21 protein-coding genes, 1 tRNA gene and 2 pseudogenes are annotated in these 22460 nt (G+C 72.0%); 12 read left to right on the top strand and 12 right to left on the bottom strand.

Translation table 11 applies throughout. The annotated features are described in order from the left end of the window. The first annotated feature begins 130 nt into the window (after positions 1-130). From BXA10_RS21050 to BXA10_RS21065, 4 genes and pseudogenes are all read left to right on the top strand, one after another. The gene (locus BXA10_RS21050; protein ID WP_076472467.1) at positions 131-499 is read left to right on the top strand and encodes an SCP2 sterol-binding domain-containing protein; all 369 of its coding nucleotides are present in this window, start codon (positions 131-133) and stop codon (positions 497-499) included. Further along, positions 499-2559, top strand: coding sequence for an amylo-alpha-1,6-glucosidase (locus BXA10_RS21055; protein ID WP_076472470.1), 2061 nt, complete (start codon positions 499-501; stop codon positions 2557-2559). Before BXA10_RS21050 ends, BXA10_RS21055 begins: the two co-directional genes overlap by 1 nt. 164 nt (positions 2560-2723) lie before the next feature. After that, positions 2724-3332 (top strand): cysteine hydrolase family protein, encoded by a 609-nt coding sequence (locus BXA10_RS21060; RefSeq protein WP_076472473.1) that lies wholly within the window; start codon positions 2724-2726, stop codon positions 3330-3332. Between the two features lie 3 nt (positions 3333-3335). Beyond that, a pseudogene (locus BXA10_RS21065) lies at positions 3336-4187 on the top strand (GlxA family transcriptional regulator); the annotation flags it as partial. A 10-nt stretch (positions 4188-4197) separates the two neighbouring features. Here BXA10_RS21065 and BXA10_RS32585 read toward each other — a convergent pair. The 4 genes from BXA10_RS32585 to BXA10_RS21080 all read right to left on the bottom strand — a co-directional run bounded on the left by BXA10_RS32585 (position 4198) and on the right by BXA10_RS21080 (position 8101). Next, positions 4198-4932, bottom strand: a complete 735-nt coding sequence (locus BXA10_RS32585) for a hypothetical protein (RefSeq protein ID WP_342742896.1) — start codon at positions 4930-4932, stop codon at positions 4198-4200. A gap of 73 nt (positions 4933-5005) precedes the next feature. After that, a complete protein-coding gene (locus tag BXA10_RS21070) occupies positions 5006-5719 on the bottom strand; it encodes a response regulator transcription factor (protein WP_076472478.1) in 714 nt (237 codons plus the stop codon). After that, positions 5692-6831: a hypothetical protein gene (locus BXA10_RS21075; protein WP_076472598.1), complete on the bottom strand. Its 1140-nt coding sequence runs from the start codon at positions 6829-6831 to the stop codon at positions 5692-5694. Before BXA10_RS21075 ends, BXA10_RS21070 begins: the two co-directional genes overlap by 28 nt. A 91-nt stretch (positions 6832-6922) precedes the next feature. Continuing rightward, positions 6923-8101, bottom strand: a complete 1179-nt coding sequence (locus BXA10_RS21080) for a sensor histidine kinase (RefSeq protein ID WP_076472481.1) — start codon at positions 8099-8101, stop codon at positions 6923-6925. A gap of 300 nt (positions 8102-8401) precedes the next feature. On the opposite strand from BXA10_RS21080, the gene BXA10_RS21085 reads away from it, so the two are divergent. After that, positions 8402-9142 (top strand): class I SAM-dependent DNA methyltransferase, encoded by a 741-nt coding sequence (locus BXA10_RS21085; RefSeq protein WP_076472599.1) that lies wholly within the window; start codon positions 8402-8404, stop codon positions 9140-9142. 43 nt (positions 9143-9185) lie between these two features. Here the strand turns inward: BXA10_RS21085 and BXA10_RS21090 are convergent, their stop codons facing one another. Beyond that, positions 9186-9734 (bottom strand): hypothetical protein, encoded by a 549-nt coding sequence (locus BXA10_RS21090; protein ID WP_139338070.1) that lies wholly within the window; start codon positions 9732-9734, stop codon positions 9186-9188. An 85-nt stretch (positions 9735-9819) separates the two neighbouring features. Between BXA10_RS21090 and BXA10_RS21095 the strand changes: the two genes are divergently transcribed. Then, a complete protein-coding gene (locus BXA10_RS21095; protein ID WP_139338071.1) occupies positions 9820-11052 on the top strand; it encodes a TolB family protein in 1233 nt (410 codons plus the stop codon). A gap of 47 nt (positions 11053-11099) precedes the next feature. Here BXA10_RS21095 and BXA10_RS21100 read toward each other — a convergent pair whose 3' ends face one another. Beyond that, complete coding sequence (locus BXA10_RS21100; RefSeq protein ID WP_076472489.1) at positions 11100-12362, bottom strand: NAD(P)/FAD-dependent oxidoreductase; 1263 nt, start codon at positions 12360-12362, stop codon at positions 11100-11102. Positions 12363-12570: 208 nt separating this feature from the next. Between BXA10_RS21100 and BXA10_RS31590 the strand changes: the two genes are divergently transcribed. Continuing rightward, a complete protein-coding gene (locus BXA10_RS31590) occupies positions 12571-13101 on the top strand; it encodes a GNAT family N-acetyltransferase (RefSeq protein WP_175649264.1) in 531 nt (176 codons plus the stop codon). Positions 13102-13224: 123 nt separating this feature from the next. Here the strand turns inward: BXA10_RS31590 and BXA10_RS21110 are convergent, their stop codons facing one another. Then, positions 13225-13482, bottom strand: coding sequence for a DUF6228 family protein (locus BXA10_RS21110; protein WP_076472492.1), 258 nt, complete (start codon positions 13480-13482; stop codon positions 13225-13227). Between the two features lie 324 nt (positions 13483-13806). Further along, a complete protein-coding gene (locus BXA10_RS21115; RefSeq protein WP_076472494.1) occupies positions 13807-14307 on the bottom strand; it encodes a nuclear transport factor 2 family protein in 501 nt (166 codons plus the stop codon). A 72-nt stretch (positions 14308-14379) separates the two neighbouring features. Between BXA10_RS21115 and BXA10_RS21120 the strand changes: the two genes are divergently transcribed. Beyond that, positions 14380-14919, top strand: coding sequence for a TetR/AcrR family transcriptional regulator (locus tag BXA10_RS21120; RefSeq protein ID WP_076472495.1), 540 nt, complete (start codon positions 14380-14382; stop codon positions 14917-14919). A 313-nt stretch (positions 14920-15232) separates the two neighbouring features. Here BXA10_RS21120 and BXA10_RS21125 read toward each other — a convergent pair whose 3' ends face one another. Beyond that, a complete protein-coding gene (locus BXA10_RS21125; protein ID WP_084753074.1) occupies positions 15233-15535 on the bottom strand; it encodes a DUF7677 family protein in 303 nt (100 codons plus the stop codon). Positions 15536-15824: 289 nt separating this feature from the next. After that, positions 15825-15897, bottom strand: a tRNA-Arg gene (locus tag BXA10_RS21130). A gap of 212 nt (positions 15898-16109) precedes the next feature. Between BXA10_RS21130 and BXA10_RS21135 the strand changes: the two genes are divergently transcribed. After that, on the top strand, positions 16110-16793 hold the full coding sequence (locus BXA10_RS21135; protein WP_076472498.1) for a hypothetical protein: 684 nt from the start codon (positions 16110-16112) through the stop codon (positions 16791-16793). An 11-nt stretch (positions 16794-16804) separates the two neighbouring features. Here BXA10_RS21135 and BXA10_RS21140 read toward each other — a convergent pair whose 3' ends face one another. Next, on the bottom strand, positions 16805-17944 hold the full coding sequence (locus BXA10_RS21140; RefSeq protein ID WP_175649265.1) for an alpha/beta hydrolase: 1140 nt from the start codon (positions 17942-17944) through the stop codon (positions 16805-16807). 108 nt (positions 17945-18052) lie between these two features. Continuing rightward, positions 18053-18463, bottom strand: coding sequence for an HPF/RaiA family ribosome-associated protein (locus BXA10_RS21145; protein ID WP_076472602.1), 411 nt, complete (start codon positions 18461-18463; stop codon positions 18053-18055). Positions 18464-18773: 310 nt separating this feature from the next. On the opposite strand from BXA10_RS21145, the gene BXA10_RS21150 reads away from it, so the two are divergent. The 3 genes and pseudogenes from BXA10_RS21150 to BXA10_RS21160 all read left to right on the top strand — a co-directional run bounded on the left by BXA10_RS21150 (position 18774) and on the right by BXA10_RS21160 (position 22437). Beyond that, complete coding sequence (locus BXA10_RS21150; RefSeq protein WP_076472500.1) at positions 18774-19532, top strand: single-stranded DNA-binding protein; 759 nt, start codon at positions 18774-18776, stop codon at positions 19530-19532. A 245-nt stretch (positions 19533-19777) separates the two neighbouring features. Beyond that, positions 19778-20752, top strand: a pseudogene (locus BXA10_RS21155) (cobalamin biosynthesis protein); the annotation flags it as partial. Between the two features lie 143 nt (positions 20753-20895). Then, the gene (locus BXA10_RS21160) at positions 20896-22437 is read left to right on the top strand and encodes a cobyric acid synthase (protein WP_076472603.1); all 1542 of its coding nucleotides are present in this window, start codon (positions 20896-20898) and stop codon (positions 22435-22437) included. The last annotated feature ends 23 nt before the right edge of the window (positions 22438-22460 follow it).

The raw sequence follows: 22460 nt of genomic DNA on the forward strand, positions 1-22460 counted from the left end.
CCCGATCCGGGCGAGGTTGACGGCTCGCCGGACGGGCACCCGTGCTCGGACGCCGAACGGCCGACCGGAGGACGGCGACACCCCGGCCGGGCGGCCGCCGGGCGTGACGGACCGTGCGAGGAGGGGACCCTTGGACGCCACCACGAGATTCTTCGAGGAGATCGATCGGCGAGAGTACGAGCCGAGGCTCGCCAAGACCGCCGGCACCATGCGGGTGGACCTGCAGGAGGGGCCGCACACCATGCACTGGTTCCTCAGGATCGACCACGGCCGGATCTCGGTGAGCCGGGAGAACCAGGAGGCCGACACGGTGATCGGCACCAGCCCCGGGCTGTTCGAGGACATCGCGGCCGGACGCGAACACGGGATCGCGGCGGTCCTGCGGGGCGACATGACCGTGGCCGGCGATCCACGCCTGTTCGTGCAGGTCGAGCGGACCTTCCCCGGGAACCCGGACGCCCGTGGGCCGCGCCGTAAGTTCGGGCAGGAGGTGCGGTGATGGCTTCGACCAACACGATCCGGATCCTGGACGGCAACACCTTCGTGGTCTCCGAGGACACGGGGGACATCGAGGCGACGCCGAGCGAGCCCACCGGGCTCTTCTCGCTCGACACCCGGTTCCTGTCGAAGTGGGTGCTGACCATCAACGGTGAGCGCCTCAACGCCCTCTCGTTCGACGACCTCCAGTACTACGAGGCACGGTTCTTCCTGGTGCCGGGCATGGCCACCCACTACATCGACGCCAAGCTGTCGGTCATCCGGGAACGGGCGGTGGGTGGCAGCTTCCGCGAGCAGCTCGTCATCCTCAACCATGACGAGAAGCCCGTCGACCTGGAGATCCGGATCGACGCCGGCTCCGACTTCGCCGATCTGTTCCAGGTCAAGGACGAGATCTTGAACAAGAAGGGCGAGATCTACAGCGAGGTCGAGGCCAACTGCCTGCGGCTGGGCTACCGTCGCGGCAACTTCGTACGGGAGACCTCGATCGTCTCCTCCGCACCGGCCCGGTACGACCGGGACGGGTTCGCCTTCTCCATCCACCTGGAACCGAACGAGCAGTGGAACACCCGCATCGACGTGGAGACCATCGCCGTCGGACCGGGCGGGCGGGACCTGCGGCTCGGCGTGGGCACCCGCAACGTCGAGCGGCTGGCGCTCCAGCACGACCTGGAGAAGTGGATAGCTGACGCGCCCAAGCTCAACAGCCAGCACGAGGCCCTCGCCGAGACGTACCAGCGCAGCCTGGTCGACCTGGCGGCGCTGCGCTTCTCGCCGCTGTCCCTGGGCGGGGCGACCCTCCCCGCCGCCGGACTGCCGTGGTTCATGACCATGTTCGGGCGGGACAGCATCCTGACCTGCCTGCAGACGTTGCCGTTCACACCGGCACTGTCGAAGACGACGCTGCGGATCCTGGCGTCGCTGCAGGGCACCCGCTTCGACGACTTCCGCGACGAGGATCCCGGCCGGATCCTGCACGAGATGCGGTACGGCGAGACGGCCGCCTTCGAGGAGCAGCCGCACTCGCCGTACTACGGCTCGGTGGACGCCACGCCGCTGTTCCTGATCCTGCTCGACGAGTACGAGCGGTGGTCCGGGGACGTCGCGCTGGTCAAGGAGTTGGAGCAGGAGTCCCGGGCCGCCCTGCGCTGGATCGACGAGTACGCGGACCTGGTCGGCACCGGCTACATCTGGTACGAGCGGCGCAACACCGACACCGGCCTGGAGAACCAGTGCTGGAAGGACTCCTGGGACTCGATCTCCTATTCGGACGGCAAACTGCCGCCGTTCCCCCGGGCGACCTGCGAGGTGCAGGGGTACGCGTACGACGCGAAGACGCGTGCAGCCCGCCTGGCCCGGGAGTTCTGGGGCGACCCGGCGTACGCGGACCAGCTCGAGCAGGAGGCGGCGAAGCTGAAGGAGCGGTTCAACCGTGACTTCTGGGTGGAGGACGGCGAGTACTTCGCCCTCGCGCTCGACCCCGACGGACGCCAGTGCGACGTGCTGAGTTCGAACATCGGCCACCTGCTGTGGAGCGGAATCGTCTCCCACGAGCGGGCCGAGAAGATCGCCCAGCACCTGGTCGGTCCGCGGCTCTTCTCCGGCTGGGGTGTGCGTACCCTCGCCGAGGGGGAGATCCGCTACAACCCGATCGGCTACCACAACGGCACGATCTGGCCGTTCGACAACTCGTTCATCGCCTGGGGGCTGCGCCGGTACGGCTTCCCGGAGGAGGCGGCCGTCATCGCCAGCGGGATCCTGGACGCGGCGACGTACTTCAGCGGCCGGCTCCCGGAGGCTTTCGGTGGCTACCAACGGGATCTGACCAAGTTCCCGGTGGAGTACCCGACGGCGTGCAGCCCGCAGGCGTGGTCGACCGGTACGCCGTTGCTGCTGCTGCGGACCATGCTCGGTCTGGAGCCGCACGAGGGACACCTGTCGGTGGACCCGCGACTGCCGGTCGGCATGGGCCGGATCGAGGTGCTGGACATCCCGGGCCGCTGGGGCCGGGTGGACGCCTTCGCCCGGGGCCGGTTGGAGGTGCACAACCTGGTCGACTGAGCTTTGGCGGTCGTACGCGGGCGGCGGTATGCGCCGCCGCCCGGCATCCGACCCGGAACCCGAGGCGTCCGGCCAGCTACCTACCCTTGGTGTTGGCCGGATCGTTCCGCAGGTGGGCATGATGGTGTCTGCCGTTCCAGCCTCCACCAGGCCAGGATCGTCCCATGAGCAGAGCAGCACTCGTCGTGATAGACGTCCAGGAGTCCTTCCGCCAGCGCCCCATCTGGGCGTACGGCTCGAACCCGGACATCGTCGGCCAGGTGGACCGCCTGGTGGATGCCGCCCGCGGTCGCGGTGACCTGGTGGTCTGGGTCCTGCATGCCGAGCCCGGCACCGGTGGGGTCTTCGACCCGGCCCTCGGACACGTGCGGCTGATCGACGGGCTGGCGCCCGGCGAGGGGGAGCCGACGCTGGTCAAGACCTCGCACAACGCCTTCACCACCACGAACCTCCAGCAGCTGCTCACGCTCGCCGGAGTCCGCGACGTCACCGTGTGCGGTATCCGTACGGAGCAGTGCGTCGAGACCACCACCCGGGTCGGTGCCGATCTCGGCTACCGGATGACGTTCGTGACCGACGCGACGATGACGTTTCCGATTCCGCATCGGGACCTTCCGGAGACCGCCGGCCTGGCGGAGGTCCTCGCCGACCCGCGCACCCTGTCGAACGAGGAAATCGTCCGCCGCACCGAGTACGCCCTGGCCGGGCGGTTCGCCACCGTGCGCACGGTGGACGAAGTGACCGGCGCGATCCCGGCCCGCCCGCGGAGCTGACCGATGACCCGGGTCGTCTTCCTCCTCGTCCCGCAGCTGCACCTGCTGGACCTCGCCGGGCCGGCCCAGGTCTTCTCCACCGCCGCCGACCTCGGTCACGGGTACGAGCTGCACTACGTGTCCGAGCGGGCACAGGTGCCCACCGTCCAGGGCGTGCCGTTGGTCGCCCGTACCGAATGGCCCGAGCTGACGCCCGACGACCTGCTGATGGTGCCCGGCTGGCGGCCGACCGCCCACGGCCCGGCAGGCCCGGTCAGCCCGGACGGCCTGCGCCGGCTGGCCGCACACCACGCTGCCGGCGGCACCGTGGCGGGCGTCTGCGCGGGCGCGTACGCCCTCGGCCGAGCCGGACTGCTGGACGGTCGCCGCTGCACCACCCACCACGACGTGCAGGAGGACCTGGCCCGCCGTCATCCGGCGGCGCGGGTGATCCGGGACGTGCTCTATGTGGTCGACGACCGCGTGGTCACCTCCGCCGGTATCGCGAGCGGCATCGACGTCGCGCTGCACCTGGTGGCCGTCCGGCACGGCCCCGCCGTCGCCGCCCGCGTGGCCCGCGAGCTGGTGGTGTACGCCCGCCGCAACGGTCTCGAACAGCAGGCCAGCGTGATGCTGCGGCACCGTTCGCACCTGTCCGAGGCGGTGCACCGGGTGCAGGACGTGATCGACCACCGCTACGCCAAGCCGTTGCCACTGGCGGAACTGGCCGCCGTCGGCGGGGTCGCCGAGCGGACGCTGAACCGCCTGTTCCGCCGGGCCACCGGCCTCACCCCGCTCGGCTACCAGCAGCTTCTCCGGGTCGAGCGGGCGGAGCACCTGATCGGGCACGGCGCCACGGTGGAGTCGGCCGCGCGGACCGTCGGCTTCACCGATGCCCGAATGCTGCGTCGCCTGCGTGCCCGGGCCGGTCGGGCGCCGGGTCCGTCGCCCGCCGGTAGTAGTCGTCCCGGGACCGGAACTCGACCGGAAGCGACCCGGGCAGGGTGATGCGCTCCTCCCCGATGACCCGACCAGCGGACCGCAGCGCCAGCACGTCACGTTCCTGAGGCGACAGATCGACCAGCTGGGGCCGGCCCAACCGGAAGGCGGCCACCGCCCGGCACACCTGCCGAGCCAGCCTGGCGACCTCGTCGGCCGGGCCGCTCAGGGCGAGCGCCGGCTGCTGGATGGTCCGCAGCGCGTCGCACACGATCAGCAGTCGGGCGGGGTCGTGCCGGCCGGCCGGTGCCAACTCCAGCCGGGACGGCCACTGCCAGCGGATCTGCCCGCTGAGCAGGCCGGGCAGCCGGACCGGCGGGCGGTGCCGGGCGATGCCCACGGCCCGCCCGCCGGGCATCACGGCCAGCTGTGAGCCCTCGCCCACCCAGACGATCCGCTGATCCGTGACGGTCACCGCCACCGGGCTGGGCAGGGTCCACACCCGTCGGATCTCGCTCGGGCCGAGCAGGTGCCCGGCGACTTCCAGTCGGTGCCGCCAGAGCACCTGTTCGCCCAGGGCCGGCATCAGCTCGTACCGGCGGTCGAGTAGCGGTCCCACCTCATCGTCCGGTGCGTCGAACCGGTGCGGACCGATGAAGAAGGGCGACGCGTCAGCCTGCATCGTCACGACCTCCCACAGAGCTCACCCTGCCATCGAGCCTGGCGGGATCCCCGCCCGCATGTCATGACACCCGTTAGGGGGTCGGCCGGTCGTACCTCGCCTGCGACCGGTAGATGCCGATCTCCTCCGGCCGGACGAGGCCGTCCTCGATCGCGCGGGCGAGCAGCGCCGCCTTCGTGGCGGCCGGCCGACCCGCCCGGGTGTATTTGATCCGCGCCCGGTCGACGTACTGCTTGACGGTGTGCTCGCTGATCCTCATCCGGCGGGCCACCGATGCCTTCGACATCGACTGGAACCAGAGCAGCAGCGCCTCGCGCTCCTTGTCGGAGAGAACCGGGCGATCCGGCCGCGGATCACCGACCATTGCCCCGGCCAGCGCCGGCGGCACGTACGGGCGATCGCTCGCCGCGGCGAGTACCGTGGCCACGCAGTGCTCCCGCCCCTCGTGCTTCGCGAGGAAGGCCACGGCACCCGCATCGAGTGCCGCGAGCATCGTCTCCGGGTCGGTGTGTTCCGAGTAGACCACCACCCGCCGCCCGGCGGCGCTCAGCTCGGCCAGCTTGCCCAGCGCCATCCGGCCGTGCAGGCGCAGGTCGAGCAGGACGACGTCGGCCTCCGGAGCGGTCCGCAGCACCTCGTCAGGGTCGTCCCCAGTGGCCAGTACGGTCAGCCGCGGCTCGGTGGCCAGCCAGGCGCGCACCCCGTCGACGACCACCGGGTGGTCATCCACGATGGCCACCCCGATCGGTCGTTCGCCGCTCATCGCCGCCACCGGGTCTGCATCCATCTGATCTCCCCGTCCCGCTCGTAGAGCCGGTCAACTCGACCGCCGTGCGAATCGTCCGCCCAGTCGCCCGGCGGGCCGGTCGTGTCGGGACCGTCCCGGTCCGGGGTGACGAGGCTGACCACCACCTCGTCCGGGCCCGAGACGACCGTCAGCCGGGCCCACTCCCGCGCGTCCGCGAGGGTGGTCGTGAGCGGGTCCGCGAGTCGCCGGCGGACCTGTACCGGCAGCGGCGGCGGCGTACCGATGATCACGAGGTCGATCGGCAGTCCGTTGCGTTCGGCCAGGTCCGCGGCGGCACGCAGCTCGTGCAGCAGCGGATCGGGTACATCGTCCGACTCGGCGATCAGCCGCCGTAGCCGGGCCGCGGCCAGCGCCGCCCGGCGCTGCACGAGAGGGTCGGCCGGATCGGCACGGCCGTCGGCCAGTTCCGCGAGCACCGCCCCGGCGGCACCGCCGACCAGGGCCAGCCGCTCCCGTCGGTCCCGCCGGGCCCGCTCGGCGGCGTCCCGCTCGGCCGCCATGGCGTGGGTGGCCGCGGCGATGGCTGCTCGCTCCCCGGCCAGTGCGGCGATCACCGCGCTGCCCGCGAACGCCGCGATCGGTAGCGATGACGTGCCGTAGACGTACATCACGAATCGGGCCAGGTCGGCCGGGGCGGTCGCGCCGTATCCGACGACCGCCGCGAGGGCGATGAGCGAATGCGCGGCGAGCAGGGCGATCAGGCCCACCACCCGCCGACCCCAGAGCGCCAGCACGAAGAACCAGCCGAGCGTCCCCCACACCCAGTTGGCGGTGGTGAAGAGCTGCCGCTCGCCGGCGGCGGCGAAGACCATCGCGTCGACCGCGAGCAGCAGCCCGGCGAGTGGCCACGCCGGCAGCGGGGCGTTCCGCAGCAGCCGGGCACCGGCCAGGATCCCGATCACGGCCACCAGCGCCCAGGCGGCGAGCACCACACCGGAGTTGCTCAGCTCCGATCGGTTGGCCAGCACCGCGGGCAGCCCGATCGCGGAGTGCCAGGCCAGTGCGATGGCGGTCGCCGCGACCCGGGCGCCGCGGTCCGAGGCCTGTCCGACCGCGGCCGCGACCTGACCCACCGCCGTCGGGGGCGGCACCTCGCCGGCCCTGCTCGGGCCCGGGGCGGGTGGCGGCGGGACGGCGGGCGCCGTCGCCGGGGCGTGCCCCCGCCCGGCGGCGGTGTGGAGTTCAGCCGACACCGGGCCACTCCAGGCGGACCCGGGTGCCCGCACCAGGGGCGGTGTCGATGCGGGCACTGCCGCCGATCGAGGCCATGCGCCCCCGGACCGACTCGCGCAGCCCGTACCGGTGCGATGGGACGGCGGCCGGGTCGAAGCCCGGACCGTCGTCGGCCACCTCGACCACGACGCCGCCGGCAGCCTGGCGCAGGCGTAGCTCGGCCGTCGATCCCGGCGCATGCCGGACCACATTGGACAGCGCGGCGTAGACGCTTCCCGCGACCGCGTCCGCCACCGCCGCGGGTGCCGTGCACGGTGCCAGTTCGACCGTCACCGGCAGCGCCGGCAACCGGTCGCGTACCGTCCGCAACCGGTCGTCGAGCGACACCGGACCGTCGGCGGGGACCGCCCGGGTGTCGGCGCGGGCGGCGAGTGTACGCAGGTCGGCGGCGCACCGTCGGCGTAGCTCCGCCGACGGGCCGGTGACCGCGCCGAGGCCGACCATGGTGAGCGTGCCGAGCACGGTGTCGTGCAGGTCGCGATTCTGCCGGCGTTCCGACTCCCGTGCGGTACGGGCTACCAGCACCTCCCGGACCAGCCGTTGGCGTGTGGCGAAGGCCCGGTCGGCGCGGGAGATCCGGCGACCCATCACCGCGCTCATCATCGCCGCACAGCCGACCTGGACCAGCAGGGTCGCGGTGTGTGCCGTGGCCTCCCGTGGGTTGCCCGCCGTGTGCGCGCCCGTCGCGTACCCCGCCGCGACCAGCAGGCCGGCCGGGATCGACCAGCGTGCCGGTGCGGTGACCTGCGTGTTGATCACCGTGGTGCTGGCGAGGACGGCGATCCAGCTTCCTTCGCCGGGCAGCACCTCGGGGGCCACCAGCCAGGGAATGAGCAGGCAGGCGCCCAGGGTGAGCGTCACGTCCCCGGCGACCATGGCCGGGGTGACGCCGCCGCGCAGGGCGCGTACCGCGTACCAGATCGACCAGGCGGTCAGCACCACGACGGCGGAGACCAGCGGAACGGCCTGCACCGGCGGCGTACGAACGGAGACGGCCACGACCGCGCCGACGATCCCGCAGGTCAGCCGCAGCAGAGCCGGCAGGGTGGCGAAGGTGAGGCTCAGCGCGCTGCCGGCCGGGCTGTCCAGCACGGCGGGTGGCACGGTCCGAACGGGAACGGCCGGCATCGGGGGAGGGTCCTTCCGGCGACGACCCGGTCCGGGGTCTTGCGGCATAGATCGACGAGCAAGAATAACATGAGGGTGTTGCGTGTCGTCACACACGGTGTGCGACAGCGTGACTCCTGCTTTTCGAAGCTGGTCAGCGGTTCGCGCCGCACCGGAACCGGTTACAGCGTGTCAACAGGTGGGCGCCGACGACGGCGCGCTGCCGACCGGGCACCCCGCAGATCGCACCGGCGCCGAACCCGTTCCACCGCGGCCGAAAATGCATTGAGCCGTTTCTCCGCCGAGGGCAGGGTGGTCGGCATGCTGCAGGCAGAGATCTGGGATGCCGAGACCGCCGAACGGTACGACACTCCGGGCACGGGAATGTTCGCACCGGAGGTGCTCGGGCCCACAGTGGACCGTCTCGCTGAGCTGGCCGCCGGCGGGCGGGCCCTCGAGTTCGCCATCGGCACCGGCCGCGTGGCCATCCCGCTCGCGCAGCGGGGGGTACCCGTCACCGGCGTCGAACTCTCCCGCCCGATGATCGACCGGCTCCGCGCCAAGGTGGACGAGGCGACGATCCCGGTGACCGTCGGCGACATGGCCACCACTGTCGTTCCCGGCGAATACCACCTCGTCTACCTCGTCTTCAACACGATCTCGAACCTGCTCAGCCAGGCCGAGCAGGTCCAGTGCTTCCGCAACGCCGCCCGGCACCTCGCACCCGGTGGGTGCTTCGTGATCGAGCTCTGGGTGCCGGAGCTGCGCAAGCTCCCGCCGGGCCAGCAGGCGGTGGTCTGGAACTCCGAGCCCGGCTACATCGGGCTGGACACGTACGACGTGCTCAATCAGTACGTCGTGTCGCACCACTTCCGCTTCGACGAGAGCCGGCAGGCCCAGCTGGGCCGCAGCCCGCACCGCTACATCTGGCCCTCCGAGCTGGACCTCATGGGGCAGCTGGCCGGGTTCGAGCTGGAGAGCCGGCACGCGGACTGGACCGGTGCCGAGTTCACCGCCGACTCGCGGTCCCATGTGTCCGTCTACCGGCTGCCGCGCGGGTGATCTTCCGGCCGGTCGCCCTGCTCCGCTGCCTTCGGCCCGCTGATCAGTGGTCGTCGAGCATGAACAGGACCGTCGCATGCGCGACGTCGAGGTACACGATCCGCCATCGGGTGGACGTGTCCAACTCGTCGTAGACCCTGCTGGTCAGCCATCGCGGTTCGGACGGCAGGAACGGTGCCAGGGCCGGCCACACGTCCTCGGGGGTCCGGCCGCTCGCGTACTCCTCGGAGCCGACGGGGTCGTACGCCACGAACCCGTACCGTTTCGCCAACGCCCGCGCGTCCTCCGGGCGAAGCTCGACCACACCCTGGTACGCCCAGTCCGCCGGACCGGGCGCTCGGGAGCACGGGTTTCCCTTCGCGCGGACCTGCCAGCGGATCCTGGGGTAGTCGCCGAGGTCCGGCAGTTCCTCCGGCGGGTCCCACCGGACGGTGCGTACCTTCGCCTCCTCGATCGGCAGCGACTCCTGGCAGGTCGATTGACGAGTCGAGTCCCTGTGCACCGCGAGGTAGCCGGCCGTGACCGCGCCGGCCGGCAGCAGCGCCACCGGAGCGCCCAGCGCCGCCACCAGCACCAGAACACGCCTTTTCACGACGACGAGGGTACGGGTCGGATCGATACAGTGGCGCGTTCAGGGTGGGATGATCGCCGCGGGCTCGGTGGGGTTGAATGGAGTCGTGTCGATCGGCCGCGTACCGAAGGTCGCCGTCCTCGTCGCCGTGGCGGCCCTCGGCTTCATCGCCGTGAACGCGCCCGGCTGGCTCGCCGCGCGACGCGCTGATCCGCCTGCCGAAGTCGTTCCCACCCAGGTGCGCGACCCGTGGCTCTGGCAGGCGACAGTCGGCCAGCATCCGGTCGGACCCGCCTCGGTGCTCTTCTTCACCGCCCAGACCCGCTACTTCGAGTCCACCGGGGTCGTGGTCGGCCGGGACGGCGGCTACCGGCTGCTGCCGATCAGCGTGGGCGAGGGGCACGGACTGCTCTCCCCGGACGGCCGGTGGTACCTGCGTCCCGGCCAGGGAAGCATGATCGACCTACGCAGCGGAGACGATCGGCGTACGCACCGGCCGAGGCTGGATCCGCTCGCCTGGTCGCCGGACGGGAAGTCGGTAGTCGCCACCAGGGCGAACGACGACGACGTGATCACGTACGGTCCGGACAATCAGCCGGTCAACGATCCGTCGAAGCCGGACGACCTGCTGATCCTCGACCCGTGGAGCGGCACCGAACGGGTGCTGCCGATCGGCACCTTCGCCAGCCACAGCAGGGCCGCCTGGTCCCCGGACGGCTCGCTGATCGCCGTCACCGGCTGGGTGGATCCGGCCGCCGAGGTCGCCCAGCGGGAACGGCTCGTGGTGACCGACCCGGGCGGTGTGGTGCGCTGGCAGGTCGAGTTGGGCGAGCGGCGAGGACTGGCCGGCCGGGCCGCCTGGACCCCCGACGGCCGGCGGATCGCCCTGCTGACGTACGACGGCTGCGCGCTCCGATGCGCGGACCTGGCCGAGTCCTTGCGACGCTCCTGGCGGATCGAGTTCCTCGACGCCGCCACCGGCCGGCCGGTCGGCGACCCGATCCCGGTGAACGGCTCGGCGGTGGAGCTGGTCGGCTGGCGCGACGGGGAGCCGGTGGTGGAACGGCAGTCGGTCGAGGAGGACGAGGCGCAGCGGCGCACCGTGCTCACGGCGGTCGGCGCGGGCCGCCGGGAGCAGGTGCTGGTGACCGCCCCGAGCGGTGTGAGCGACCTGGAGGTGCCCGGTGACCTGCTGGCCCGAGCGGCATTCGGCGGTCCGGCGCCCCGCCCCTCCCCGTTCGCCGCGCCGCCGTGGTTGTACGCCACCCTCGCCGTACCGTCGCTGCTCGCCGTCCTCCTGCTGGTGCGTCGGCTCCGCCGGCGTGCCGGGGGACGCTAGGAGTTGCTCTCGCCGATCCGGCCCGTAGCCGCCGGACCAGGCTTCCGTCAGCGCAGCGGGTCGAAGGGGCGGAGCTCCACCGGCTGCCGGCCGCTGGTGATCTGTTCGGCGAGCAGTTCGCCGGTGAGCGGGCCGAGGGTGATGCCCCACATGCCGTGACCGCCCGCGGCGAAGACCCGGGGTGAGTTGGTCCGGCCGATCAGCGGCAGTCCGTCCGGGGTGCACGGTCGGGATCCGACCCACTCGTCGGCGCGCGCGTCCAGGTCCGCGCCGCGCAGCAGCGGGCGGGCCGCCTCGGTGATCGCCCGGATCCGACGCTTGTCCAGCGGCGCCTCGGCGCTGCGGAACTCCATCATCCCGGCGACGCGCAGCCGGTCGCCCAGCGGCGTGCACGCGACGCGCTGCGCAGGGAAGTACACCGGACCGGACGGCAGGTGCTCGATGGCGACGCTGAAGCTGTACCCACGGCCGGCCTGCACGACGGTCCGTACGCCGAAGCGCCGCGCCAGGGCGCCGAGCCAGGTGCCGGTCGCCAGCACCGCCGCGTCGTAGCGGTCGTCCGTGCCGGCGGCGGTCACCACCCGCACCCCGGCCCCCTCGTCGCGTACGTCCACCACGTCGGCGCCGGTCACGATCGACGCGCCGCGGGCGCGAACGGCCTCGGCGAGCGCGTGCACGTACTGCCCCGGGTTGACGAACCGTTGACCGTGCAGGCGGATGGCGGCGCCGACGGCGTCCGACAGTGAGGGCTCCACCTCCCGAGCCTCGGCGCCGGTCAGCACGTCGAACTCGATCTCCTGGCCGGCGGAGTGGATGTGCCCCAGCTCGTCGAGGAGGACCGAGCGTTCGGCCTCGGTCCGGTACGCCGCCATGAACGACTTCGCCTCGTGCGCCACCGCCCCGACCCCGCCGGCCGCCAACGCGTCGTACGCCTCGAACGCGCGCCGATTCATCGGGATGTAGGCCGCCATCGCGGCCTGCCACTTCGCCTGCGTGCTGTGCAGCGCGAAGCCCGTCAGGAACCGCAGCAGCCGGGGATCCGCGCGCGGCGGCACGTACACCGGCGACGACGGGCTGAGCAGGGCGCGCAGCCCGTACCGGAGCACCGCCGGCTCCGGCAGGGGAGTGGTGATGCCGGGGGTGAGCCACCCGGCGTTGCCCCACGACGCGCCCGCCGCGACGCCGGTGCGGTCGAGCACGGTGACCTGTACTCCGCGCTCCTGAAGGAACCAGGCGGTGGCCAGCCCGACCATCCCCGCACCGATGACTGCGACGTGCTCAGGGGCGGGTACGGGCTCGGCGGTGGGCATGGTGCACTCCTTCGGATCTCAGGGGAGGGAGCGGCCCCGTCCGCACCGCGCCTGGTCCTTTCGTTCAGCCCGGCCAAACGATCATGCTACCTACCGGCTGGTACGAACTATGTCGATGGTCACAGTTGGGGCGGACGAGGCAGGCGGCCGGGAGCCGCGTCGACGGGCAGCTCGGCTGCACCAACAGCCTCCCGGGTACGGTCCGTCCATGCCGGAATGGGTTCGCCTTCAGTTGGACATCGACGGCTTCGACGACGAGGCGTTCGAGCCGTACCTCCGCAGGGCGCGCGAGTCCGGCATCGACCTCACGACCATGGCCGAACTCGGGGACACTCCCCAGCACAGGTGGGCGCTCTACGAGCTGAACAAGACGTGCTCGGCCGACATCCCCGACCGGGGAGAGTTCTACACGTACGAGGAGTACCTCACCCAACGCGTCGACGTGCCGGCGTTCGACCCCGGCGGCGTCATCCTCGCCCTCCGGGGCGACGACTGGATCGGGATGTCGAGCACCTCGCTGCACCCGGACAAGGGGTACGCATTCAGCGAGATGACCGGCGTCCTCGCGCCGTACCGGGGGCAGGGCCTGTCGCTCGCGATGAAGTTGCTGGCGATCCGCTTCGTGCGATCGTCCGGCTACCGGTGGCTCGCGACGATCCATCACCCGCGTAACGCGTCCGCGATAGCCATGAACCGGCGACTCGGTTTCGTCGACCACGTCGCCGGGACCGCCGCGTGAGCTTCGCGGATCTCCGAGCGGGAGCGAGCTTCCGGGCGGGGTGCGGGCATAGGGAGTTTTTGGCCTGCTCGGGCCGTCAGCCCCCTGGCGTCGGCGTTGGCTGGCAGGCTTGGCTGTACGGGGTCACCTCGCCAGTCCCTCGAAGTGGGCACGAAGGTCGGCAACGAGCGACGTCATCTCTTCCCCCGCCTCAACGGTGATGAAGACTCGGGCGAGCCACCCGCCAGGTGAGTAGGAGTCCCGGTGAAGCGTGCCGCCTAGTGCGACGTGTCCTTTGCCGTCGTGCCGGGCGGTGATCCGCATGGTGGCGTCCAATGATCGCCAACTTCGTTCGCCGCCCCAGCCGCGCCAGTCGTCGGCTAGCAGCTGGAAGAAGTCCACGAGGTCCGGCTCTTAGGCATGAGAAGGCCATGCAAGCTCAATTCCGCGCCGGGCTGTGAGCCCTTGGTCATGCAGTTCTACCTGCATGACGGCGACGTAGCCGTCACCCCACGGATCTTCTGGTGGATGCAGCACCCACGTGCTTTCTGCGGGTGGGTATTTGATGATCAGCGGGGCGTTCATGTTGCCGCATTATGGCTGGCGCGCGACGTCGGTTGCTGGTCCGGGAAGTCGGCGCGTCGGGGCCTGTAGACCCGCTGCCGAGCTACTTTCTCGCAAGCGACCCGAGGACGCCTGAGCCGGATTCCGCTGGGCCGCTGATCCTCACGACCGCGCCGGGCCCGGCCGGTCCGACGAGTCTCCGGTTGTCAGTGCAGCGGCCAGGGCGGGCAAGCGGCCGAATGCGCGGGCACCGGCCACGTGGTCGACGTAGTCGCGGGACTCGACGATCTCGCCGTCGCGGACCCGCACCACGAAGATGCACGGCATCGTAAAGGTGCGGCCGTCGATCACGCCGGCGTACCGGAACTCGAAGATCACGACCTCGGGATCGGCCGTCGTGTACACGTGGTCGTCGACGATGTCATAGCGCTGGACCCCAGTGGGGCGGCCAGGGCCGGCGGAAAAGTGTTCGCGCACCGCAGCTCGGCTACGCAGCGCTGTGTCGCCGAGGGGGTTCAGCGGGTGCCGCACGTCGGTGTGCTCGGCGTAGCAGGCGGCCAGTTCGTCGAACTGGGCCGCCTCCTCGGCCGCGGTGAGGCCGCCGCGCATGAGGCGACAGACCCCGGCGGCCACGGTGCGGACGGTTTCTTCGGGCGTGCGCATGGTCTCTCCCTCTTAGCGAAGTCTGGACTTCGTTTACGATAGCGAAGTCGAGACTTCGGTTAAAGTGCTCCCATGCGCCAGGATGCACGGGAGAACCGGGAGCGCATCCTCGCCGCCGCCGAGCAGGTCTTCGGCACGCGCGGTGAAACCGGCTCGACCGAAGAGGTAGCGCGGCTGGCCGGCGTCGGCATCGCCACCGTGTTCCGGCACTTCCCGACGAAGGAGGCACTGGTCGAGGCCGCGCTGGTGCGGCACTTCACCGGCCTGCTCGGCCGAGCCCGGGCCGCGGCCACCGCACCCGACCCATCTGCGGCACTGTCCACGCTGGTCCACGAGATGATCGCGAGAGGCGCCAGCAAGCTCACGCTGGCCTCGATCTTGGGCGACGATGCACCTCCGGCCGTCGTCGCGGTGTCGACCGAGCTCAAGTCCGCGGTCGACACGGCGCTGCGCCGCGCCCAGGCCGCCGGTAGCGTCCGGCCGGATGTCGGTGTCGAGGAGCTCTACCTGCTAATCCGCGGTCTGGCCCAGACCACCGCGGCGACGCCGGTTCCGGCAGCCGTGCTCGATCGCGCCGTCGAGGTTCTCCTGGCCGGCTTCGCCACCCGGTGATCTTCGGCTGGTCCTGACATGACCACATGCACGCTCATCGGCCTTGAAGCGCTGTACCTCTTCGGCTGACTTGGCTGTACGAATGGCTGCGCGAAGGCCGCAGCGATCATCTCGACCGGGAGTGGAAAGCCGCTGACCTGCGGTGGGGAAAGTGCGCCCGGCAGGATTCGAACCTGCGGCCTTGGGATTAGAAGAAGATCGCGGAAGGCTGGTCGGGTGGCTGCGTACCTGGTCAGCCCGTCCGCCGTTGTCGGGTTGCGTCGGCGTCAGCCGGGGGTCGTGGCTGTACGGGTGGCTGTACAGCCACCCCTCGTCACGGCAGTTCTAGCTCCCAAGCCTCGAATGGCGGCTCGACTGTGTACTCCCGGTCGCAGTAACGACGGATGTACTGCGCGGCGCGCCACTCGGCATCGCCCGCGTTCGTCACCTGGTCGTGCTCGTCGATGTCGAGCACGTTGGAGAAGATCGCCATGACCTGTTCCAGCGTCGAGCCGAACTGCATCAGAGCAGGCCGGCAGTCAATCCCGTCCAGGAGGTCTAGGCACAGCGTGCCATTGGCGAGGTAGAACGCGAAGAACCGGTAACACGACCTGACATCTTCCGGCAGCTGTCCCACGCGCTGATCATGCAGCACCAGCCAGAGCCCTGCTACCTGGTGCCTGAAAGCCCATCTCCGCCGTGAGTCCGCACATCGTGGAACGGGGCAGGTCTGTTCGGCTTCGCCCGGACTCACCGTGGAGGTGGGCGGCCCCCATACGCCCACGTCCTGCCCGAGATCGAGCGGGCTGCCGTGGACGAGGCCGCGAAGCACCTCTTCGGCTGACTTGGCTGTACGAATGGCTGTACGGAGGCCGTGGTGATCGCCCCGAACGGGAGTGAAAGCCGCTGACCTGCGATGGAGAGGGTGCGCCCGGCAGGATTCGAACCTGCGGCCTTGGGATTAGAAGTCCCCTGCTCTATCCGCTGAGCTACGGGCGCGTGGCGTCGCGCCAAGAGGGTACCGCCCGCGCGCTGGCTGATCGACGTACCGTCCTGGCGTCGTACGCCGACAAGGTTCGCACGCGTCGGCGGCGGCCGGCATCGGGTTTCCGGGTCGTGGGTGCCCGCGTATCGGACGTGAGCCGGCGCACACCGATCGGTGGCCGGACGCCTGCCGGATACGGGGCCGGACACGACGTACCCTCGGCTGCGTGCTGCTTGACCCCGACATGGAGAACGACGTCGCCTACGAGCTCTGCCAGCTCGTCGGCCGCGCGATCCTGCCGTACCGTCGCGCCGATGGGCTCGACCCCGACGGCGCCGGCACGGCCTTCCTCTTCCAGGACCCCGCTGGGGAGTACCTGCTGACGGCCGACTCGGTGGCCGGCGGCGCGGGTGAGTTGGGCCTGCGGGCGAGCGTCACGGAACCGGTCGGCGTGGCCCCGGCGGCGCTGTCCGTCGCCGGTTGGGTCCGGCGTCCGGAGGTCGGTGTGGCGATCCTGCCGGTGGCCGGCCTGCACGCGGTGGCGGCGGCGGCCGGCTGGGCGTTCCGCCTGCAACCGGTGGTGGACATCGTCGCGGCCGACGCCGACGTGGTCGCCCGGATCGACGCGACGCCGGGCTCGGCCTTCGTGCTCGCCCACGGTCTGCCGGAGGGCGGCGACCGGCCGCTGGAGGTGGCGATCGAGCGGGTGTCCCGCGTCGGCGACGAGGTGCGGATCGGTGCGGGTCTGCCGGCCGGCTACGTCGGGGCGCCGGTCTTCGGCGTCGACGCGGCCGCCGACGGTGGGATGGCCCTGCACTGCCTGGGTCTGGTGCTGCCGGGCACGGAGAGCCACCCGGTGGCCACGTTCGACCGGATCCGCGCGATGCTGCCGGCGACCGGCGAGGCCTGAGCAGGCCCAGGTCAGCTCAGGACGGCACCCGTGGAGTCGGCGGGGCGCCGGCTTTCCGGGGCACCCGTCGCGGGGTCCGCACCCGCCGCGTCCGTCGGGCCGGTCCCGCCGGCCTGCGCCGTGCGGGTGGCACCCGCGTCGGTGCCGTCGGGCGGGGCCGCACGGGTGGCGCCCGAGTCAGCGCCGTCGGCGGGGGCCGTCGGACCCGCGCCGAGGAACGCCTCGGCCCATCGGCCGATCTCGGTGAAGACCTTCTCCCGTACGCCGGGGCCGCTGAGGGTGAGATCGTGCAGGCCGCCGTCGAAGCGGGCCAGGGTGACGTGCCGACCGAGGCGAGGGGCGTACCGAACCATGTGCTCGACGTCCAGGACGGCGTCGGCGAGCCCGGCCGAATCGTGCCACCGCCTGCCCCGGAAGGACCGGGTCGAGCAGGCCAGCAGTACGGGCATGGGGAGGTCCAGCCCGGCGCGGAGTTCGCGCTGCGCGCTGCGGATCGCGGCCAGCCAGCCGGCCCGGACCGGGAACCCGGCCAGCGGCTTCCACGCCAGGTCGTAGCTCCACTCGCCCCGGTGGGCGGAGTGGATGCTCTCGCCGTACACGGTGCCGAGGTCGAAGGGCAGGACTCGGTGCGGCGCGCGGCGGCCCAGCCGGGAGACGGCGGCCAGGAGGGGGCGCCGTACCAGCCAGGGTGCGTTGATGTCGAAGAACGGGCTGTTGAGGACGATGCCGTCGACGATCCCGCTGTCGCGTCGGGCATGCGCCCAGAGCGAGACGATCAGGCCGCCCGTCGAGTGGCCGACGGCGAGCAGCGTGTCGTGCCCGTCGTCATCGCGGATGATCTTCGCTGCGGCGTCCAGCTCCGGGTGGTAGTCCGTGAGGTCGCGGCAGAAGTTCGGGGTCTGGTGGGTGCGCAGGCTGCGGCCGTACTTTCGCAGGTCGAGGGCGTAGAAGTCCCAGCCATGCTCGGCGAAGAAGTCGGCCAGGTGGGTCTGGAAGAAGTAGTCCACGAAGCCATGCACGTAGAGCACGGCGCGTCGGGTGGGGCGTTCGGCGCGCCGCCGGACCAGGGTGGCGACGACCGGTCCCTCGTCGTCGGTGCCCAGATCGATCGTCTGCCGCTCGTAGGGCAGGCCCAGCACGTCCGGTTCCACGATCCGACGGTACGCCGGAAGGCTACCGCCCGGTAGCCCCTCCGGTCGTGGGTCCGTGCCGTGGCCCCCGCGGCCGACCGAGGGCGGCGGGGGCCACTGGCGTACGGCTCAAACTGTCTCCGCGTCGGCGCGCTCCGCGTCGGCGGCCGCCTCGGCCTCCGGCCGGCCGATCTCGCGTACGTGCTTGTTGTGCCTGGGCTCCTGCCGGGTCTTCGCGTCGTTCAGGCGTCGGCGCAGGTCGTCGCGTGCGTCGTTGAGTGCGGCCCGCAGGTCCTCCTCGGCCGAGGTGGTGACGATCTTCTGGCGGCCGGCGATCCAGCACTCCAGGGTGACCTTCTGGCCGCGGGCGTTGCGGTCCTTGACCGACACCTCCAGTTCGGTGGCGTCGGCGTGGAACGCGGCGAGCCGCGCGTCCAGGGTGGCGAACTGCTCCACGATCCAGTTCCGGTCGCCCTGTGAGAACCCGGCGCCGACCCGCAGGCACCGGTCGACCGTCGCCGGGTTGGTCACGGCGCTCATGGCCGCACCTGCGCCGGTACGCGGGCGGTACGAGGTGTGCTCGTCGTCATGGTCGCTGTCCTCTCGTCGGGCGCTGCCGCCGGTGCGCGTCGCCGGGGGCCTGCGCGCCGGTGGTTGCTTGATCAACTCCTTACCCAGACCGACCCGATTCGGAACCGTTCGCATAGCAAATGTGAGCTTGATCAGGGTGTTTTCCACAGGCGGGCACGTCGTCCACAGGTACGGCCGGCGGCGGTGGCGCGCGGCCCGTGCCGGGCGCAGGCTCGGCACGAGTCGACTCGCGATGGCAGCCCCGATCCCTGGAGGGACGATGTTCGACACCTACGTCACGATCGTCGGAAATGTGCTGACAGCGCCGGAATGGCGACGCACGACCCAGAGCAACACCCTGGTGGCCAACTTCAAGGTCGCCTCGACGGCCCGCCGCCTCGACCGGGACAGCGGTCGCTGGGTCGACGGCAACAGCCTGCGCGTCCGGGTGAACTGCTGGCGGAAGCTCGCCGAGGGTGTGGCCGCCTCGGTGATGGTCGGTGATCCGGTGGTCGTCTGCGGCCGCCTCTACACCCGGGACTGGACCGACGACGCCGGAAACCACCGCACCCTCTACGAACTGGAGGCGGTGGCCGTCGGGCACGACCTGTCCCGCGGTCGGGCCCGGTTCCTGCGTAACCGCCCGGGCGTCACCACCAGCACCGTTGAGGACGCGGAGGCGGAGAGCCGAGTGAAGGGGGAGCCGACCGAGCCGGTGCCGGACGATCAGGCCCCGGCGCTGCCCGACGACCGGCCCCTCGACGAGGACTTCGAGCTGCCGGACTTCGTCGCGCCGCAGGCCGTCCGGGACGTGCCCTCCGCCGGCACCACATCCCCGTTCGCCTCGGAAGCCGGGGACTTCCTCGGTGGAATACCCGACGGTGCGGGGAGCCCCGAGAGTGACCCCGACGAGCTCGCGCCGTTGGTCGACGGATCCGACGACGGCGACGGCGAGCTCGCCCCGGCGCCCGACGAGTCGTCGCCGAACGGTCGGTCGTCGGGCCGCGGCCGCCGTGGGCGGGTGCCGCAGCCCGCGTGACGCCGGCGAGGACCCGGCAACGCGTCGACGCGAGGCTGCGTGGGTGAGTGACCCAGCCGACGCAACGGGGGGGGGCGGGGTGGCGACGGCTTCGTCGCCGTCACCCCGCATGGCTGGGCCGTCGCCAGGAGGTTGCCGGGTCGGTCGGGAGACATGGGTGGCCGCGCTGCGGCGGGTGACCCGGGTCCGCGCGCACGAGTCCGAAAACGGCCTTCGTCTAGGCTGGCCGGCCGGAGGTGGTACGCGTGCGGCAGGCGGCGCCATTGGCGAACGCGGCGGGACTGGTGGCGGGGTACGCCCTGGACAGGCTGCTCGGCGACCCGCGCCGCTGGCACCCGGTCGCGGGATACGGCCGCGCGGCCGGCGCGCTGGAGCGGCGCCTCTACCGCCCGGACCGGGGCGCGGGGGCCGCGTTCACCGCCCTGGCCGTCGGCGCGCCGGTGCTGCTCGGTGTGGCGGCGACTGCGGCCACCCGGCACCGGCCGATCGCTCGGGCGGCCCTCGTCGCGGCGGGCACCTGGACGGTGCTGGGCGGCCGCACGCTGCGGCACGAGGCCGAGGTGATGGGTCGGGCGCTGCGCGACGGCGACCTGCCGGCCGCCCGCCAGCGGCTGAGCCACCTCTGCGGTCGTGACCCGTCGAGCCTGGACGAGCCGGAGTTGGCGCGCGCAACCGTCGAGTCGGTCGCCGAGAACACCTCCGACGCGGTGGTCGCCCCGCTGATCTGGGGCGCGGTGGCGGGACTGCCCGGTCTGCTCGGCTACCGCGCGGCGAACACGCTCGACGCGATGGTGGGGCACCGCTCGCCCCGGTACGCCCGGTTCGGCACGCCCGCCGCCCGGCTCGACGACCTGCTCAACCTGGTGCCGGCGCGGCTGACCGGGCTGCTCACCGTGGCCGTCGCCCCGCACGCGGACGGCGACCGCGAGCGGGCGTGGCGGGTGTGGCGGCGGGACCGCAACGACCACCCCAGCCCCAACGCCGGCCAGTGCGAGGCGGCGATGGCCGGGGCGCTCGGCGTACGACTCGGTGGACGCAACGTCTACTTCGGTCGGTCGGAGGTGCGGCCCTTCCTCGGCGACGGTCCACGTCCCGAAGCACAACACCTCGCCCGCACCGCCCGCATCTCCGGCGCGGTGGGGCTGCTCGCTCTCGCAGTGGCGGCTGCCTATCCGCTGACCGCCGGCCGGCTGGTCTCCGTTGCCGGCCGCCGGGTCCTGCGCACACTGCCACGGGCTGTGCGGCGCGTCGGCGCGCCGGTCGGCGCCCGTCCCGCACCGTCCGGCCCGGTGCGGGACGGGCGGGCCGGTGTTTCGCCTGCCGCCATCGTCGGCAGGGCGGCGGCCGGGCGCGGGTGGCGGCGATGAGTGGCGGGCTGCTGGTGGCCGGCACCACCTCCGACGCCGGCAAGAGTGTCCTCACCGCGGGAATCTGCCGCTGGTTGCACCGGCAGGGCGTGAAGGTGGCGCCGTTCAAGGCGCAGAACATGTCCAACAACTCGGCGGTGGTCGTCGGCCCGGACGGGCGGGGCGGTGAGATCGGCCGGGCCCAGGCGATGCAGGCCGCCGCCTGCGGGCTCGCCCCCGACCTGCGCTTCAATCCGGTGCTGCTGAAACCGGGCAGCGATCTGGCCAGCCAGGTGGTGCTGCTCGGCGAGGCGGTCGACACCGTCACCGCGGGCACCTTCCGCGAGCTGCGGCCCCGGCTGGCGGAGACCGCCTACGCGGCCCTCGCCGAGTTGCGAGCCGCGTACGACGTGGTCATCTGCGAGGGCGCCGGCAGCCCGGCCGAGATCAACCTGCGTGCCGGTGACTACGTGAACATGGGGCTCGCCCGACACACCGGTTGGCCCGCCATCGTGGTCGGCGACATCGATCGCGGTGGCGTGTTCGCCTCCATGTTCGGCACGGTGGCGCTACTGGACCCGGCCGACCAGGCGTTGATCTCCGGCTTTGTGATCAACAAGTTCCGGGGCGACCTCGGTCTGCTCCGCCCCGGGCTGGACATGCTGCACCGGGTCACCGGCCGCCCGACGTACGGGGTGCTGCCCTGGTCGCTCGACCTCTGGCTGGACGCCGAGGACTCGCTCGCGTACGGCCAGGTGCTCGGTCGACCGGCCGCCCCGCACGGCACCGAATGGCTCGACGTGGCCGTGGTACGGCTGCCCCGGATCAGCAACGCCACCGACGTCGAGGCCCTCGCCACCGAGCCCGGCGTGCGGGTACGGCTCACCGTGGAGCCGGCCGAACTGGCCGCCGCCGACCTGGTCGTCCTGCCCGGCTCCAAGTCGACAGTGGCGGACCTCGCCTGGCTGCGCGAGACCGGTCTTGCCGACGCGGTGCTGGCCCACGCCGCAGCCGGAAAGCCGCTGCTCGGCATCTGCGGCGGTTTTCAGATGCTGGCCCGGTCGATCCACGACCCGGTGGAGAGCCGACTGGGCACCGTCCCCGGCCTCGGCGTGCTCCCGTTGGAGATCGGTTTCGAGCAGCGAAAGACCGTCCGGCAGTCGGTCGGCGCCGTGGGGCCCGGCCTGCCGGTACGCGGGTACGAGATCCATCACGGGTACGTGTCGTCGGCCGACCCGGCGGTCGCCCCGCTGATCACCTGCGCCGACGGCAGCGGCGAGGGAATGGTGCTCGGCGCGGTGACCGGCACCCACTGGCACGGCGCCTTCGAGTCCGACGGGTTCCGTCGCCAATTCCTCACCGAGGCGGCTCGGCTCGCCGGGCGCCACGGATTCCGGGTCGCCGCCGACACATCCTTCGCGGCGGCGCGGGAACGCTCGCTGGACGTGCTCGGCGACCTCGTCGAGGAGCACCTGGACACCGACGCGCTCTGGCGTCTCATCGAGACCGGCCCGCCCCCGGGCCTCCCGTTCATACCGCCGGGCGCCCCGCCCGGATAGGAGCGGACGCGGCGGCGGCGAGA

This window comes from Micromonospora avicenniae (assembly GCF_900156065.1).
Classification (GTDB): Bacteria; Actinomycetota; Actinomycetes; order Mycobacteriales; family Micromonosporaceae; genus Micromonospora; species Micromonospora avicenniae.

Coding starts and splice junctions, on each gene's coding strand:
- BXA10_RS21055 (WP_076472470.1), top strand. CDS start 499: ATGGCTTCGACCAACACGATCCGGATCCTGGACGGCAACACCTTCGTG.
- BXA10_RS21060 (WP_076472473.1), top strand. CDS start 2,724: ATGAGCAGAGCAGCACTCGTCGTGATAGACGTCCAGGAGTCCTTCCGC.
- BXA10_RS32585 (WP_342742896.1), bottom strand. CDS start 4,932: ATGCAGGCTGACGCGTCGCCCTTCTTCATCGGTCCGCACCGGTTCGAC.
- BXA10_RS21070 (WP_076472478.1), bottom strand. CDS start 5,719: ATGGATGCAGACCCGGTGGCGGCGATGAGCGGCGAACGACCGATCGGG.
- BXA10_RS21080 (WP_076472481.1), bottom strand. CDS start 8,101: ATGCCGGCCGTTCCCGTTCGGACCGTGCCACCCGCCGTGCTGGACAGC.
- BXA10_RS21085 (WP_076472599.1), top strand. CDS start 8,402: ATGCTGCAGGCAGAGATCTGGGATGCCGAGACCGCCGAACGGTACGAC.
- BXA10_RS21100 (WP_076472489.1), bottom strand. CDS start 12,362: ATGCCCACCGCCGAGCCCGTACCCGCCCCTGAGCACGTCGCAGTCATC.
- BXA10_RS31590 (WP_175649264.1), top strand. CDS start 12,571: ATGCCGGAATGGGTTCGCCTTCAGTTGGACATCGACGGCTTCGACGAC.
- BXA10_RS21115 (WP_076472494.1), bottom strand. CDS start 14,307: ATGCGCACGCCCGAAGAAACCGTCCGCACCGTGGCCGCCGGGGTCTGT.
- BXA10_RS21120 (WP_076472495.1), top strand. CDS start 14,380: ATGCGCCAGGATGCACGGGAGAACCGGGAGCGCATCCTCGCCGCCGCC.
- BXA10_RS21145 (WP_076472602.1), bottom strand. CDS start 18,463: ATGAGCGCCGTGACCAACCCGGCGACGGTCGACCGGTGCCTGCGGGTC.
- BXA10_RS21150 (WP_076472500.1), top strand. CDS start 18,774: ATGTTCGACACCTACGTCACGATCGTCGGAAATGTGCTGACAGCGCCG.
- BXA10_RS21160 (WP_076472603.1), top strand. CDS start 20,896: ATGAGTGGCGGGCTGCTGGTGGCCGGCACCACCTCCGACGCCGGCAAG.